The sequence below is a fragment of the Paenibacillus sp. J22R232 genome (assembly GCF_056269165.1).
This window is the reverse complement of record NZ_JBWDNK010000001.1, coordinates 1,041,739-1,056,323: the sequence shown is the minus strand read 5'-3', so window position 1 is coordinate 1,056,323 and position 14,585 is coordinate 1,041,739. Positions and strand designations below refer to the sequence as shown.

The 14,585-nt window shown below is 47.2% G+C and carries 14 protein-coding genes; 12 read left to right on the top strand and 2 right to left on the bottom strand.

Going from position 1 to position 14,585, the window contains the following annotated elements:
• The 7 genes from lpdA (at position 1) to AC0YN3_RS04850 (ending at position 9,302) form a co-directional block, all read left to right on the top strand.
• Positions 1–1,416: a dihydrolipoyl dehydrogenase gene (gene lpdA, locus AC0YN3_RS04880; RefSeq protein ID WP_475773962.1), complete on the top strand. Its 1,416-nt coding sequence runs from the start codon at positions 1–3 to the stop codon at positions 1,414–1,416.
• A 100-nt stretch (positions 1,417–1,516) separates the two neighbouring features.
• The gene (locus tag AC0YN3_RS04875; RefSeq protein WP_475773961.1) at positions 1,517–2,005 is read left to right on the top strand and encodes an acyl-CoA thioesterase; all 489 of its coding nucleotides are present in this window, start codon (positions 1,517–1,519) and stop codon (positions 2,003–2,005) included.
• Positions 2,006–2,061: 56 nt separating this feature from the next.
• Entirely contained in the window at positions 2,062–3,021 is a 960-nt protein-coding gene (locus AC0YN3_RS04870) for a thymidylate synthase (protein WP_475773960.1), read from the top strand.
• A 46-nt stretch (positions 3,022–3,067) separates the two neighbouring features.
• On the top strand, positions 3,068–3,559 hold the full coding sequence (locus tag AC0YN3_RS04865) for a dihydrofolate reductase (RefSeq protein WP_475773959.1): 492 nt from the start codon (positions 3,068–3,070) through the stop codon (positions 3,557–3,559).
• A gap of 244 nt (positions 3,560–3,803) precedes the next feature.
• On the top strand, positions 3,804–5,291 hold the full coding sequence (locus tag AC0YN3_RS04860) for a glutamate synthase subunit beta (RefSeq protein ID WP_475773958.1): 1,488 nt from the start codon (positions 3,804–3,806) through the stop codon (positions 5,289–5,291).
• Positions 5,292–5,655: 364 nt separating this feature from the next.
• Positions 5,656–6,804: a hypothetical protein gene (locus tag AC0YN3_RS04855; protein ID WP_475773957.1), complete on the top strand. Its 1,149-nt coding sequence runs from the start codon at positions 5,656–5,658 to the stop codon at positions 6,802–6,804.
• Positions 6,805–7,043: 239 nt separating this feature from the next.
• Complete coding sequence (locus AC0YN3_RS04850) at positions 7,044–9,302, top strand: type IA DNA topoisomerase (RefSeq protein WP_475773956.1); 2,259 nt, start codon at positions 7,044–7,046, stop codon at positions 9,300–9,302.
• An 87-nt stretch (positions 9,303–9,389) separates the two neighbouring features.
• On the opposite strand, the gene AC0YN3_RS04845 is transcribed toward AC0YN3_RS04850, so the two are convergent.
• Positions 9,390–10,124: an HAD family hydrolase gene (locus tag AC0YN3_RS04845; RefSeq protein WP_475773955.1), complete on the bottom strand. Its 735-nt coding sequence runs from the start codon at positions 10,122–10,124 to the stop codon at positions 9,390–9,392.
• 358 nt (positions 10,125–10,482) lie between these two features.
• Positions 10,483–10,707: a hypothetical protein gene (locus AC0YN3_RS04840; protein ID WP_441942588.1), complete on the bottom strand. Its 225-nt coding sequence runs from the start codon at positions 10,705–10,707 to the stop codon at positions 10,483–10,485.
• A gap of 158 nt (positions 10,708–10,865) precedes the next feature.
• Between AC0YN3_RS04840 and AC0YN3_RS04835 the strand changes: the two genes are divergently transcribed.
• The 5 genes from AC0YN3_RS04835 (at position 10,866) to AC0YN3_RS04815 (ending at position 14,583) form a co-directional block, all read left to right on the top strand.
• Positions 10,866–11,591, top strand: a complete 726-nt coding sequence (locus tag AC0YN3_RS04835; protein WP_475773954.1) for a phosphonate ABC transporter ATP-binding protein — start codon at positions 10,866–10,868, stop codon at positions 11,589–11,591.
• Complete coding sequence (locus AC0YN3_RS04830; protein WP_475773953.1) at positions 11,588–12,100, top strand: GNAT family N-acetyltransferase; 513 nt, start codon at positions 11,588–11,590, stop codon at positions 12,098–12,100. The genes AC0YN3_RS04835 and AC0YN3_RS04830 overlap by 4 nt, the downstream gene beginning before the upstream one ends.
• A gap of 15 nt (positions 12,101–12,115) precedes the next feature.
• A complete protein-coding gene (locus AC0YN3_RS04825; protein WP_475773952.1) occupies positions 12,116–12,727 on the top strand; it encodes a DUF3298 and DUF4163 domain-containing protein in 612 nt (203 codons plus the stop codon).
• Between the two features lie 63 nt (positions 12,728–12,790).
• The gene (locus AC0YN3_RS04820) at positions 12,791–13,399 is read left to right on the top strand and encodes a response regulator (RefSeq protein WP_475773951.1); all 609 of its coding nucleotides are present in this window, start codon (positions 12,791–12,793) and stop codon (positions 13,397–13,399) included.
• A gap of 503 nt (positions 13,400–13,902) precedes the next feature.
• Positions 13,903–14,583: an MOSC domain-containing protein gene (locus AC0YN3_RS04815; RefSeq protein WP_475773950.1), complete on the top strand. Its 681-nt coding sequence runs from the start codon at positions 13,903–13,905 to the stop codon at positions 14,581–14,583.
• Positions 14,584–14,585 lie beyond the last annotated feature (2 nt).

The window sequence follows — 14,585 nt, the reverse complement described above, 5'->3', positions numbered from 1 at the left end:
ATGGTCGTAGGTGATGCTTCCCTAGATATTGATACTCTAGTCATTGGTGCGGGTCCAGGCGGATATGTTGCAGCGATTCGCGCAGCTCAGCTTGGTCAAAACGTACTCATCGTGGATAAAGAATATGTAGGCGGCGTATGCTTGAACGTGGGCTGTATTCCATCGAAAGCTTTGATCTCCGCTTCACATCAATATGAATCAATCAGCCATGCTTCCGCTTTCGGTATCGAGGTTGGCGAAGCAAAGGTTGACTTTACGAAAGTGCAAGAGTTCAAAGCAGGAATCGTCAAAAAATTGACAGGCGGCGTTGCTTCGCTACTGAAAGCAAACAAAGTCCAATATTTCCAAGGCGAAGTCATGTTCATCAATGAAAACGAAGCGCGTGTATTCAACGATCAAGAAGCCCCGCGCTACCGTTTCAAAAACTGTATCATTGCTACTGGCTCACGTCCAATCGAGCTGAAAGCATTCCCTTACGGCGGCCGTATCGTATCGTCGACTGGCGCTTTGTCCTTGCCTGAAATTCCGAAAAGCCTTGTCGTTATCGGCGGCGGCTACATCGGCATTGAGCTTGGTCAAATGTACTCCAAATTCGGTACGAAGGTTACCGTAATCGAGGGTTCTGATGCGATTCTTCCTGGCTTCGATAAAGACATGTCTTCCATCGTTGCGAAGAAGCTGAAAAGCACGAACGTTGATATCATTACCGGTGCCCAAGCTAAAGGCGCTGAGCAAACAGATAAAGACGTTACGGTTACTTACACCGTTGGCGATAAAGAAGAAAAAGTAACGGCAGATTACCTGCTTGTAACCGTTGGACGTCGTCCAAACACCGATGGTGAGCTTGGCCTTGATCTGATCAATGTGAAGCTTTCGGATCGCGGTCTGGTTGAGGTCGATGAGCAATGCCGTACGAGCATCCCGCATATCTTTGCAATCGGCGACATCATTGCTGGACCTGCACTTGCGCATAAAGCAATGTATGAAGGTCGTGTTGCTGCTGAAGTCATTTCCGGCCATTCAAGCGTAATTGACTACAAATGCGTTCCTGCTGTTTGTTTCTCCGATCCGGAATGCGCAAGCGTTGGATACAGCGAGAAAGAAGCAAAAGATAAAGGCCACAACGTTAAAGTCGGCAAATTCCCGTTCGCTATCAATGGACGCGCAATGTCCCTAAATGCAAACGAAGGTTTTGTTAAGCTTGTTGCTGATGCAGACTCCGGTCTTGTGCTAGGCGCGCAAATTATCGGTATTGAAGCTTCCAACATGATTGCTGAGCTTGCGCTTGGCATTGAAATGGGCGCTACGCTTGAAGATATCGCGCTTACGATCCATGCACATCCTACTCTAGGTGAAATCGTATTGGATGCAGCTGAAGTTGCACTTGGCCATCCTATCCATACCTTTATTAAATAAATCGCATTCCATTTGCACCAGCAGAGGTCACGCGGCTCCCCAGCCGACGGGGCCTCTTTGTGCATCTATCGCATTCGATTCTTGCAAAGAGGTGTTCATAATGAGGGAAGAGACGATGAAACCGGCAAGTGAATCCAGAACGATTATGACGCAGTTGATTTTCCCGCTGGATACGAACCCTTACGAGACGATGTTCGGCGGCAAGGTGATGGAATATATGGATAAGGTAGCTGCCATAGCTGCAATGCGGCATGCCCGGATGCAGGCCGTTACGGCATCAACGGATAGCTTGGACTTTCTGGCACCCATTCGGGTAGGTGAAGTCATTGAGGTTGAAGCATTTGTTACCTGGACCAATAGGAGCTCCATGGAGGTTTATGTGTCCGTTAGCTCTGAGAATTTGTTCAGCGGTTTGAGAAAAACGACGGTTACCGCCTTTTTTACGTTTGTCGGATTAGACGATAAGGGCAAGCCTGCCACCGTGCCTACCGTTATCCCATTGACAGACGAAGAAAAAAAGCTTCATGCTTCGGCACCAGAACGCTATGCGCTGAGAAAGAAACGAAAGCAGGACAGACGAGCTGAATAGTGTTATAATAATTGTTATTTTTACGATTTTCGTTTAGAATCGGGGGCGGTCAAGAAATGAGCAATAGCGAACAAACTTACTTGCAATTGTTAAAATATGTGTTGGAGCATGGCACCAAAAAGGAAGATCGGACAGGTACGGGTACAATCTCTGTTTTTGGTTATCAAATGCGGTTTGATCTTAGCGAGGGATTTCCTCTGCTAACGACAAAACGCGTTCCTTTTCGCCTTATAGCGAGCGAGCTGATTTGGTTTATCCAAGGGGATACCAATATCCGTTATTTGCTGCAGCATAACAACAACATCTGGAATGAATGGGCTTTCAAAAGATGGGTGGAGAGCACGGCGTACACGGGACCAGACATGACGAATTTCGGCTTGCGCTCGCAATCGGATTCTGCATTTGCCGCGGATTATAATGAACAGATGGAACGCTTTAAGCAGAAGGTCCTTACGGATGATCGATTTGCTGAGGAGTTTGGGGAGCTTGGCAACGTTTATGGCAAGCAGTGGCGCGAATGGAAAACGTCGCAGGGAGGTACGATTGACCAATTAAAGGATGTTATTGCTGCGATTAAGCAAAACCCTGACTCAAGAAGATTGATCGTGTCGGCTTGGAATCCGGAAGACGTGCCTAGCAACATGGCGCTTCCGCCATGTCATACGATGTTTCAATTTTATGTGACTAACGGCAAGCTTTCTTGTCAATTATACCAACGCAGCGCTGACATTTTTCTTGGCATTCCGTTTAACATCGCAAGCTATGCGCTGCTTACTCATATGGTTGCCCATGAATGCGGACTTGAGGTCGGGGAATTCATCCATACGCTGGGCGATGCCCATATCTATACGAACCACTTGGAGCAAATTAACACCCAACTAAACCGTGAGCCCGGCATATTGCCAACGCTCGCGCTCAATGCGGATAAGAAGTCCATTTTTGACGTTGCGATGGAGGATCTGAGCATCGAGAACTACAATCCGCAGCCGGCTATCAAAGCGCCGGTAGCTGTTTAGATCGTTTTAGATCGTCCAACCTATTCGATAGAAAGGTGCTGCTTTCATGTCAATTACACTAATTGCCGCAATGGATCGTAACCGGACAATCGGCAAAGCAAACAAGCTGCCATGGCGCTTGCCAGCCGAGATGGCTTTTTTCAAAAAAACAACCTTAGGCAAAACGGTCGTAATGGGGCGGAAGACGTTTGAGTCGCTCCCAAAGCCGCTTGTCGATCGCCTCAACGTCGTGCTGACACGCCAAAAGGATTACCAGCCTGCGGGATGTGAAATTGTTTATTCTGTTGCTGAAGCGATAGAGCGCTTCAAGGGCGAAGAATTGATCGTTATCGGCGGCGCGGATGTCTACGAACAGTTTCTTCCGCTCGCGGACACGCTGCTCCTGACAGAAGTAGACGTCGAAATTGAAGGCGGTGACGCATTCTTTCCTTTGTTCGCTGAATCGGACTGGAAGCTTGTGGGAAGCGAGCCGCACGAGAGCGACGAGAAGAATAAGCATGCCTTTACTTTTCAGACCTTCGTCCGTCGCACTAACTAGCAATTATGGCTAAAACCGAACGTTTGACGAACGATATGTCATAAAGTGCAAATGATTGTACGGATAATCCATTAACGATCTGAACACTTGAATGCTAGGATATTGTAAAATAGTAATCGAGTGCTTTAGACAAAATATTCGTTTTTAAGAAAGTTTGTTATTGAATATTTGATGGATTCCCGATATAGTTTGAAGAGAATCGTAGCATTGGTTAACGGGAAATATGGATGGAGGAAATGCGATCATGTCTACACCTACTGGTTTTATGGAATATCAACGCGAACTGCCGGCCGATCGCGACCCGCTGGAGCGTATTAAGGACTGGCAAGAGTTTCATAAGCATTTTTCGGATGAACAGCTAAAGACGCAGGGAGCTCGCTGCATGGACTGCGGCACGCCATATTGCCATACTGGCATTGAACTCGCAGGCTCTGTTTCGGGTTGTCCGGTAAACAACTTGATCCCTGAATGGAATAACCTGATTTATCGTGGGTTGTGGCGCGAAGCGCTTGACCGTCTGCATAAAACGAATAACTTCCCTGAGTTTACCGGCCGCGTGTGCCCAGCTCCGTGCGAAGGATCATGTACAGTTGGCTTGATCGGTGATGCCGTAACGATCAAGACGATTGAGCAAGCGATTATTGACCGCGGTTTTGATGAGGGCTGGGTTGTTCCTCAGCCTCCGAAAGTTCGCACTGGCAAACGAGTTGCAGTCGTAGGCTCCGGGCCTGCCGGCATGGCAACCGCTGCCCAGCTTAACAAAGCTGGCCATACCGTTACCGTATATGAACGCGCTGACCGCATAGGCGGCTTGCTCACATATGGCATTCCGACAATGAAGCTTGAGAAGCATGTCGTACAGCGCCGCGTTGACTTGATGGAAGCTGAAGGCATTGAGTTCGTTACGAACACCGAGATCGGGAAAGACATTACGGCAAATGAGCTTGTTGAGAATTTTGACGCTGTCGTGCTTTGCGGCGGTTCTACAAGAGCACGCGACGTACAAATGGAAGGCCGCGATTTAAACGGCGTTCACATGGCAATGGATTATTTGAACGGTACGATTAAAAGCTACCTGGATTCCAACTTGGAAGACGGCAACTATATTTCGGCGAAAGAAAAAAACGTTATCGTAATCGGCGGCGGCGATACGGGCTCTGACTGCGTTGCTACCGCGCTGCGCCATGGCTGCAAATCCGTAACGCAATTCGGCACGCATGCCAAAGCACCTCTAGAGCGTGACAGCATTAATAATCCTTGGCCGCAATTCCCGAATGTCTATACGCTTGATTATGCTCATGAAGAAGCGAAAGCACTATTCGGCGAAGATCCGCGTGCATTCTCCGTGCTTACGAAAAAGTTCGTAGGAGATGGCAATGGCAACTTGAAGGAGCTTCACACCGTTCAAATTGAACGTACGGTCGATGAGACTGGACGCAAAATATATAGCGAAATTCCAGGTACCGAAAAAGTTTGGCCAGCGGATCTTGTATTTATCGCTGTTGGCTTCGAAGGTCCGGAAACGCCTATTATTGAACAATTAGGCCTTGCACAAGACAAACGTTCGAATGTAAAAGCGAGATACGGCAAATACGTAACGAGCGTGGATAAAGTTTTTGCTGCAGGCGATATGCGCCGTGGACAAAGCTTGGTCGTTTGGGCGATCAACGAAGGCCGCGAGGCTGCCCGCGAAGTAGATAAATATTTGATGGGTTCCTCGATGCTGCCTTAAGGCAAGCGAAAGATAGCAACAAATCAAATACAGAGACAAAAGTGGAGCGCCTTCGGGCGCTTTTCTTGTTATATGAACCTGTCTTGATATGTGAGCCTGCCTGGCGCGGAGGTATGATTAATATGATTAAATATAGATTAGATCGGATTATAGAGCTTTCATACTAAGCTTTCGAATCAAATGGAGCAACGGGATGCGCAGTAGCCGATATTACCGTGAATTTTGTGCTACAGTCCGGTCTTGAGTAAATGACTGCATTTATAATAAAGCCGGATATTAAGGAAAAGATTAGCTGAGTAATTTCCCAATCGTTAGGAAAGTTGTGGTAAAATCGGTGTGAGATGACGTGAAGGGGCGAATCGTCATGCCAGCAGAAGAAGCTTTTATTCTGTCACCAACCGACGTTAAAAATATTCGAAGCTACGTACAGCGTAAATATGCGGCGATGCCGCATGACCAACGCGCAGAAATCGTAGCGGATGCAGTCAAACGCATCATACATAAGCAATTACCGCAATTCGATATTGCATTGAGACATACGGTCACGGAAACGTTAATACGGACTTCTGTATTGGAGAAGCAGCGACCAGTGAGGGCTGAAGATATTTTGGAAGCTTGCATGTCTCTTGACCGCTCGGATTCTGACGTATACGACCCGTTGCATGATTGGGTGGAGCGGCAGCTTGCCATAAGCTGTGAGAAGCCTCTCATGCAGCGTCTAATGGACGAGGTACGAATTACTGAAGACCAATCGGGTACGCTTATGAAAGACGCTGAGAGTGGCATTCTGGCTCGGCTGAGGACTATGCTGGAAGCTGAAGGCATTGTCGGAGGCAAAGCTCAAGCGTCAATGGGACAAGCCCATGTGATCAGCATGCCTCATTCTGGCTGGAGAAGGCACTTAACAAGCAGAACAAGCGGGAGAAATGCAATGTATCTCTTTCTGTCTTTTTGCTTGATATCAGCAACGCTTCTCTACGGCTGGTCGTTGAACAGGCCATCCATCAATAAGCTGCAGCCGCCAGCTGCCATATTGCCGGCTAAGCCCATACCGCTTAAGGTTGATGGCTTGCCTGCCGAGCTTCGTTACCATGAGATCGATCAGAAGCGGCTAATCCAGTTCTTGAAGTCCAAGTCATCCATATTGGCTGAGCAGCCTTATTTCGGAGCCATTATAACAGCCGCTAAATCATTCGATATTCATCCCGTTATTTTGTTTGCAATTACTGGCCAAGAGCAGGGTTTCGTGCCGACATCCAATAAGCGGCATAAAGAAATTGCCAATAATCCGTTTAATGTATTTCATAGCTGGCAGGAATTCAATACAAATATTAAGCAATCAGCGGAAATTGCCGCAAGGACCGTGTATCATTTAAGCCTGGACCGTCCAGACGAGATCGATCCGTTCAAATGGATTAACAGGAAATATGCAGAAGACCCCAAATGGTCTGACGGCGTTCGTACTATTTTTTATACGATTTTGTCATATTTAGACGACCCAAAGAAACAATAAAATGAAGTTGTCCTTTTCATATTAATGGCATTAATAATAACCCGAGGGGGCGTAACGTCCCGTCGGGTTTTATTTTGTTTCATAATATTTCGCTCCCTGATTCGGTTAAAAGGATTCCATTTTGACACGGAAGTCTGTAAAATGTTTAAGAGGAAATCCAGAATCGAGCGAGCTTATGCTTTATTGGATTGAGCGGGCTGCTCGATTTGCGAATTGCGTAATGAAGGAGCGAATCACTTTTGAAGACATTAATCATTGCGGAGAAGCCTGATATGGGGCGGAATATTGCAGCCGCAATCGATCCGAAAGCAAAAAATCACCGTTCCTACATAGAAGGCGAGCACTACATTATAACATGGGCAATCGGACATTTGATTGGCTTGGCTGAGCCTGATGCGTACGATGACAAATATAAAAAATGGAATATCAACGATCTGCCGATTATTCCAACGCAATTTAAGCTGGTGCCGAATAAAAAAACGATCGACCAGCTTAAAGTAATCGGCGATCTTGCGAAGCGGAGCAATTTGCTGGTCAACTCTTGCGATGCGGGACGCGAGGGTCAATATATATTTTCCTTAATCCAGCGGCACCTGAAGCTCAATCAACCCGTCAAACGGCTCTGGATCTCCGATCTGACGCCCGAGACGATCCGTAAAGGGTTCGACGAGCTCAAAGAAGGAGCGGAATACGAAAATTTGACAAGAGCGGCTACGGCAAGAAGCGAAGCAGACTGGCTTATCGGCATGAACGGCTCGCGCGCTTTTACGACCAAACACAACGTACTGCTGTCTGTCGGTCGCGTCCAGACCCCCGTGCTTGCTCTTATATATGATCGGCAGAAGCAGATCGAGGCGTTCTCTTCTTTGAAATTTTTTGAGCTCGAGGGTCATTTCGCACAATCGGAAATGTCCTATAAAGGAATGTGGCAGGGAGAGCGGGCAACTGATCAAGCTAAAGTCGAAGCGATTGCGGCAAAGGTAAAGGGGAAAGAAGGCCGTATTGCTTCCTACGAGGTGAAAGAAACAAAGGAATATCCGTTCAAGCTGTATGATCTTACGTTATTGCAGAGGGAAGCGAACGGGAAATATGCATTTTCTGCTAAAAAGACGCTGGATACCGCGCAGGCGCTTTATGAGAAGCATAAGGTTATTTCATATCCGAGAACGAACTCTAACTATGTAACGGAGCAGAACATACCCGAGATGCACAAAACGCTTAATGCGCTTCAAGGCACGGCCTATGACGACCTCGTCAAAGGAGCAAACCGATCATTGGTACACAAAGGCAATAAATTTATTTGCAACCCGACCAAGGTTGAGGATCACCATGCGATATTGCCGACGAACCGCAAAGCGAACGGGCTAAGTCCTGATGAACAGAAGCTATACGACCTCATTGTCAGACGCTTCCTATCTCAATTCTATCCGCCGGCCGAATATAAGGTGCATACCGTGTTGACAGAGGTCGAGAACGAGCATTTTAAAACGACGGTGAAAGAGCTTCTGCATTTAGGATGGAAGGTTATTTATGCCGATCAGAAGAAGGAAAAGGCAAAACCGTCCGCGAAAGGCAAGGATAAAGACGACGCGGAAGAGGAGGAAATAGAAGTAAGCGAACCGTTCTCGATTATGGCAAACGAAGGCATTGTATGCTCGGATGCAATCGTGAAGGAAAAGGATACGCAGCCTCCCAAGCATTATACCGAGGGAACACTGCTGAAAGCGATGGAAAGCGCCGGCAAGCAGATCGAGGACGAGGACGTTCGCGATGCGATGAAGGACTCAGGCTTAGGTACGCCGGCCACGAGGGCAGCGACTATAGAACGGCTGAAAAATGTCGGTTATGTCGAAATGCAAGGAAAGAAGATCCTCGTAACCCAAAAGGGGAGAACGGCAATCGAGCTGATTCGCGGTGCGGGCATTGATCTGTTGACATCGCCTGAAATGACTGGTTTATGGGAGCGGCGTTTGAACGAAATATCGAGAGGAACCGCGTCAGACGGGCAATTCATGGAAAATGTCAAAAAATTCGCAACCATGATCGTGAATAAAGTTCGTGTCCAATCCCGTGCAGCCAAAACATCTTTTGAAAGCGAAGCTCCTAGCGCTGGAAGAGGGGCTTCCGGCAAATCGGCAGCAGCTTCCAAAACTCGAGCCGTGAAGCCTAAAGCAACCGGAGCCGCCAAAAAGAGTTCTACGGCAGCGGCTGCTTCGCCTGGAACCATAACGATGATCACGAATTGTCCGAGCCCCGGCTGCGGCGGCTCCATCTTTATGGGACGCAAGGGCTATGGCTGCTCCCATTACAAAGAAGGCTGCAAATTCGTCATATGGAAAGAGAGCTATGGCCGCAGCTTAACGGACTCGCAGGTGAAATCGCTTGTCGAGAAGGGGAAGACGACGAAGCTGAAGCTTCAGCTACCAGATGGCACGCCTGCTGAAGCAAGAATTGTCATCCGAAATCTTGAGACTGGCGAATTATCCATTGAGCAATAATGTCAATATGCACGTAGCAAAGACCCGGCCCGTTCTCATCGCGTAGGAGAACAAGCCGGGTCTATTTATGTGAATAAGGAGTGAATGTTATCGGTTCACGTAACCATGAATCGCATCGGGAACATCCTTCAGGTGATCCAATGTCAAGAAAGCACCTTTCGGTTCAACCTCGATCTGAATGACGTTATACTCCCATTCGGATACGGCGCGCATATGGATAGCATGTATGCCTGCAGTCAACGCGGGGACGACATCTGTGCGGATCGAATTGCCGACCATCCAAGTGCTGTTCCTGTCAAATACGCCGGTAGACAGGATATTTTCGAGCGCATCGCTGTTTTTGAGACGGCGGATGTAGATACGCGACTCAAAATAGCGCTCCAGGTTCATTTTCTCAATCTTGCGGCGTTGGATAGGCAGCTCGCCACCCGTATACAAATGCAGCTCGTGACCTGCTTCTGCCAATGAAAACAAAGTTTGCTCCATATTGGGATAAGGCTCTGTATCATGTTCATACACGCTTAAGCCAAGCTTCCATAACAGATTCTCTTCATTGGTTGAGCGTTTGCGGCCAGTTAAATGGGAGAAATGAATGTACGTGTCGACAAATGATTGCGGGAAATGCTCGCTCTTGAAGCCGAACACGGCAACTCCTGCAATATCGATTTCCATCTGTTTATCACGGATCGCTTGGGCTGAAACTAGCGGTGAGCTACCGAACCAAGTCGTCATCGCATCGATGAACTGGTCAATGACCAAATAGAAGTATTTGTTACAGTGAATGAGCGTATCGTCGAGGTCAAACATAATTTGTTGTTTCATAATATGCGATCTCCTTTGCGGGACTTGAAACTGTAAACTGTATGATCAATCTACCGCAAGTGGAGGGGTGGAGTCAATGTATGGGAAAAGGTTGCAAGGATTTCACATCATTATCCAGCAAATTAGGCATGCTATAGGCGGAGGTGATTGAGATGGTCAACATCAGAAACAATAGAGGCGATAATTTCCAAAATCATTCCAACTTGCGCGGGCAATCAGGCAAGCTTAAAACAGACAAATTCGCCAAGCGTCCACCAAGCCTTAATGGCATAAACAAACAGCTCCCATAGAAAAAATCATCGAATAAAAACACACAGAGGAGAGCAGGGGATAATCCCGGCTCTCCTCTTACGTACCCTTATGCATATTTGAGCTGCGAGGCTCTTAATTGGTTTTTAATAAAAGCAATTCGCCGGCGAACATAAAAATCTTTGCTTGCGCCTTTCAAGTCCTTGGGAGTGATCACCTCCTCTGCAACATTATCGATGATGATAAGCCGTCCATCGGCGTAAAACTTAAAAGTTAAGTCACGTCCAGGACGTTCATTCTCTACATAACGGAAATTTTCGCAGATGTTATTCATGGTGATCAGGCCTCCTCCAAATGGTTGAATTCGACGATCAATGGAACGTTTGTTCTTGTTTTTATTATACCAAACATTTGTTCGTATGGAAACTGTTTTTTGTTTAACGTAAACTAGATTCATAGAAGCAGTTGCTGCAAACAGAAGGAGAGCGGAAAATGATTAGAATAAAGAATCTATCCAGACGAATTCCCGGCGGGCCTAAGGTGCTGGACGACATTAGCTTTGAGGCTTATCCTGGCGATTTTATTGCGATAAAAGGAGATAGCGGAAGCGGCAAGTCAACCTTGCTTCGTTGCCTTGCCCTCCAAGAGAAATGGACGGAAGGAACGTACCAATTCGATGGCAAAGATATTTTCAAGCAAGGCTTTACCGGAAAAATGAAAGTGAAGCAAGAAGTAGCTTACGTGGAAGAGAAGCCATTCTTGTTTCCCAACAAGACGGCACTCAAAAATGTAATCATTGGTTCGGTTTCACAAACTCCGGCTTGGCGCAGGTGGACAGGCATGGTAAGAAGCGACGATTACATGGGCGCGATGGACATGATCGAAAAACGCGGACTTATCGATAAAGCCCATCAGAAGGCAAGCACGCTAAGCGGCGGCGAACGGCAGCGGATGGCAATCGCAAGAGCGCTCGTTCATGGCGCGAAGGTTATTGCGGCCGATGAGCCCGTATCGGGGCTTGATCCGCATACTGCCGATCAAGTGCTAACGGATTTGAAAGCGCTATGCAAAGAGCAGGGAGTTATCGTCATCGCTGTTATGCATCAAGGGGATTGGGCAGAGCGCTTTGCCGACCGGATTCTTGGCCTGAAAGGCGGCAAGCTCGTGCTTGACGTCAGCGGCAGACGACTGACAGAACGCGAGAAGTCATTGCTGTGAACGAAATCAAGCTGCGTCTTATTAGAAGAGAAGAGCTGGATGAAGCAATAAGGCTTGAACAAAGCTGCTATTCGCCTGAGGCAGCAGCTACGCTCGAAGGCTTTCAGTTCCGATTTGACCATTATCTTGCTTTTTTTTGGACTGCATGGATGGGCAACCGGTTAGTCGGTATAACTAACGGCATCCGCACGGCTGAGTCTTCATGCGGCGATGAGATGAAAGGCGATCATGCTGACGAACGGGACGGCAGAAATTTCTGCGTCCTTACCGTTGCAGTCGATGAACACCTAAGAAGGCATGGGATTGGGGCCAAACTGCTGCGCAAGCTGATCGAGCAATGCGAGGCGCAGCATATCGAAAAAGTGATATTAATGTGCGAAGAGTATCTTATTCCGTTCTATAAGGCAGAGCAATTCGAGCTGATAGGCGTTTCTGCTTCTACGCATGGCGGGATTACGTGGTATGAGATGAGCCGTGAGCTGCATAAACTGAAGCATCTTACCGAATAGGAAGGTGTCTTTCACATGTCATTTCAATCACCTGTCGTCATTCAAACAGCGAACGCAGCGTTTCCAAAAGCAGAGCTGTCCATTCCTTATGTTAGCGGTGGTAAAAGCGAGGCTGCTGACAAAAAAATAAATCATACCATTCATCAATCCGTTCAGCAGCTGGTCCACAGCCAAGGAGATCTGGACGATCCGAACGCCCAGATGCTTGGCTACTTCGAGCAGAAGAACAACCAGAAGGATTACTTAAGCCTATCCTTGTATAATTATGCCTTTACCGGCGGGGCGCACGGCATGACCCTGCAGCATTCGCTGACCTTTAAACAATCGACAGGCCAAACGTACACGTTATCCCAGCTTTTCAAGCCAGGATCCGATTATGTAAGCCGAATTAGCAAAATCGTAAGCGCTCAAATTAAAGCCAGAAATATCGAGACGCTTGAGCCCTTCAAATCGATCCGTCCCGACCAAGACTATTACGTAGCGGATAGATCACTTGTTATTTATTTTCAATTATACGAGCTCTCCGCGTATGTTTATGGTTTTATTTATTTTCCGATTTCTGTATATGAACTGCAGGACATCATTAATGAAGACGGTCCGCTTGGGGCGATGCTCGTAAATGATTGAGTGCAGGCACGCCTAAACTTGCAAGCTGCCGTTCGGCAGTAAAGCTTCCAAGGAGATAACAAATTGACCTATTTTCTCATTCTATTTGCCGCTGCGTTGTTTGCAGCCGTCTCGTTTGTCTTCTATCAGCAGCGTAAAATAGAAAAAGATCAAACCGGCAACAAAAGTACGTCTGCACCGAAGCCGTTCGCTCCGACTGTGTCAATGTCTGCGCCAATAGTCAAACCAATGGTAGACGTTGACTCCGAAAAGAAGGTACACCATATGGAGAATGGACATTCCGCCAATTTGCTTATTGTGGATGATCAGTATTCGATTCGACTTATGCTCTCTGAATTGTTTACTGCGTCAGGCATGCGTGTATTTGAAGCAGACACTGGTGTCGCCGCCTTGGACATCTGCTCGGTTGAAACGATCGATTGCGTGTTGCTGGATTTGAAATTACCGGACATGGACGGCATCGAAATATTACAAGGCATAAGATCAATCGCAAGAGAAATTCCGGTCGTTCTCATAACGGCTTATGCTTCGCCTGAGAAGCTGGAGGATGCTGTAGCGCTTGGTATCAGTCAATGCTTCACAAAACCGTTTGATATTATTGAACTGAAAAACGTAGTCCAGAAGTTGACCGATTCATATTCAAGAAAAGCCACTTCCAAATTACGGAGCTAAGGGCGGGGCTGGCTCAAAAGGGGTTGCTCGCTGAAGAAAAAGCTCGCACGATTCATATAAGAAGAAAAGTCCATAAAAAGCGGTGCAGAGGGTTATTTCTGCACCGCTTTTTTGAATTTGGTCTACGCGTAGCTAAACGCAGCATTAACTCGCTTTTCATGATACAGCAATATAATAAGTTCATAGTTGCTAGGATTGGAGCGAAGGGACGGTTGCCGCATGCCGTTCATCGAGGGGGAATGCACAGCGAATGGCGGGAAATGATACGATTGCATTGTAGGAAATATTCGGACAATTCAAAAATCATTTCCCGGGCTAACGCAAGATGCTACACAAAAGAGTGGTTTTCGACATGCCCGTAGACTAATGGCATAGGACTTGTCGAAAGCGATTTCAGCTTATATTTAATGATATAAATAATTAATCATATTATATCTCTTTGCCAACTTCTGCCGATGAAGATTATAATAGTCAAATACGAAAAACATAGGAGGCAAGCAGGAATGTCGCAACAAACGGATAATGCTACTCTCGTTTCCCTAAACGTTGGCGAGCCCGCAGCCATCGCTCATGGTTCCAAGCAAATCCAATCAGGCATCTATAAGGTTCCTTCGCCAAATGCGCATCATTTATCGAGCACGGGCTTAAATGGCGATGGTCAAGGGGACTTGATTAATCATGGAGGCCAGGACAAAGCGGTCTGTGTTTATTTTGAGCGAAGGTTTGCGAGCTGGAAAGAAGAAGCGGATCTTTCGTTTACCAGCGGAGCATTCGGCGAAAATTTCACCTTATCGGATTGGACGGAGGATGACTTGTGCATTGGCGACGTTATCCATGCCGGAGAAACCATTCTTCAAGTAAGCCAGCCGAGACAGCCATGTTATAAGCTTGGATTAAGGCATTCCTTACCTGAGCTGCCGGCCCGCGTTCTGAAGAACGGCTATACGGGCTGTTATTTCCGAGTGCTCAAAGAGGGACAAATCGCAACCGGCACAACATTAACAGTAGCCAGCCGTCATCCGGCAAGGAAAACGATAGCAGAAGCCAATCGCGTCATGTATCGCAATAAAAACGATATCCAAGGCATTCGCGAGCTGCTGGACGTGAAGGAGCTTGCGGCAAGCTGGCAGGAGCAGCTTGGTGCACGGCTGGAGAAGCTGTTAAAGGAAAAGCAAGGAGGATAAGC

Bases quoted from the DNA above. Each gene is read 5' to 3' on its own strand.
- AC0YN3_RS04845 (WP_475773955.1), bottom strand. From the start codon at position 10,124: ATGAAACAACAAATTATGTTTGACCTCGACGATACGCTCATTCACTGT.
- AC0YN3_RS04815 (WP_475773950.1), top strand. From the start codon at position 13,903: ATGTCGCAACAAACGGATAATGCTACTCTCGTTTCCCTAAACGTTGGC.
- AC0YN3_RS04825 (WP_475773952.1), top strand. From the start codon at position 12,116: ATGTCATTTCAATCACCTGTCGTCATTCAAACAGCGAACGCAGCGTTT.
- AC0YN3_RS04870 (WP_475773960.1), top strand. From the start codon at position 2,062: ATGAGCAATAGCGAACAAACTTACTTGCAATTGTTAAAATATGTGTTG.
- AC0YN3_RS04840 (WP_441942588.1), bottom strand. From the start codon at position 10,707: ATGAATAACATCTGCGAAAATTTCCGTTATGTAGAGAATGAACGTCCT.
- AC0YN3_RS04875 (WP_475773961.1), top strand. From the start codon at position 1,517: ATGAGGGAAGAGACGATGAAACCGGCAAGTGAATCCAGAACGATTATG.
- AC0YN3_RS04865 (WP_475773959.1), top strand. From the start codon at position 3,068: ATGTCAATTACACTAATTGCCGCAATGGATCGTAACCGGACAATCGGC.
- AC0YN3_RS04860 (WP_475773958.1), top strand. From the start codon at position 3,804: ATGTCTACACCTACTGGTTTTATGGAATATCAACGCGAACTGCCGGCC.
- AC0YN3_RS04855 (WP_475773957.1), top strand. From the start codon at position 5,656: ATGCCAGCAGAAGAAGCTTTTATTCTGTCACCAACCGACGTTAAAAAT.
- lpdA (WP_475773962.1), top strand. From the start codon at position 1: ATGGTCGTAGGTGATGCTTCCCTAGATATTGATACTCTAGTCATTGGT.
- AC0YN3_RS04835 (WP_475773954.1), top strand. From the start codon at position 10,866: ATGATTAGAATAAAGAATCTATCCAGACGAATTCCCGGCGGGCCTAAG.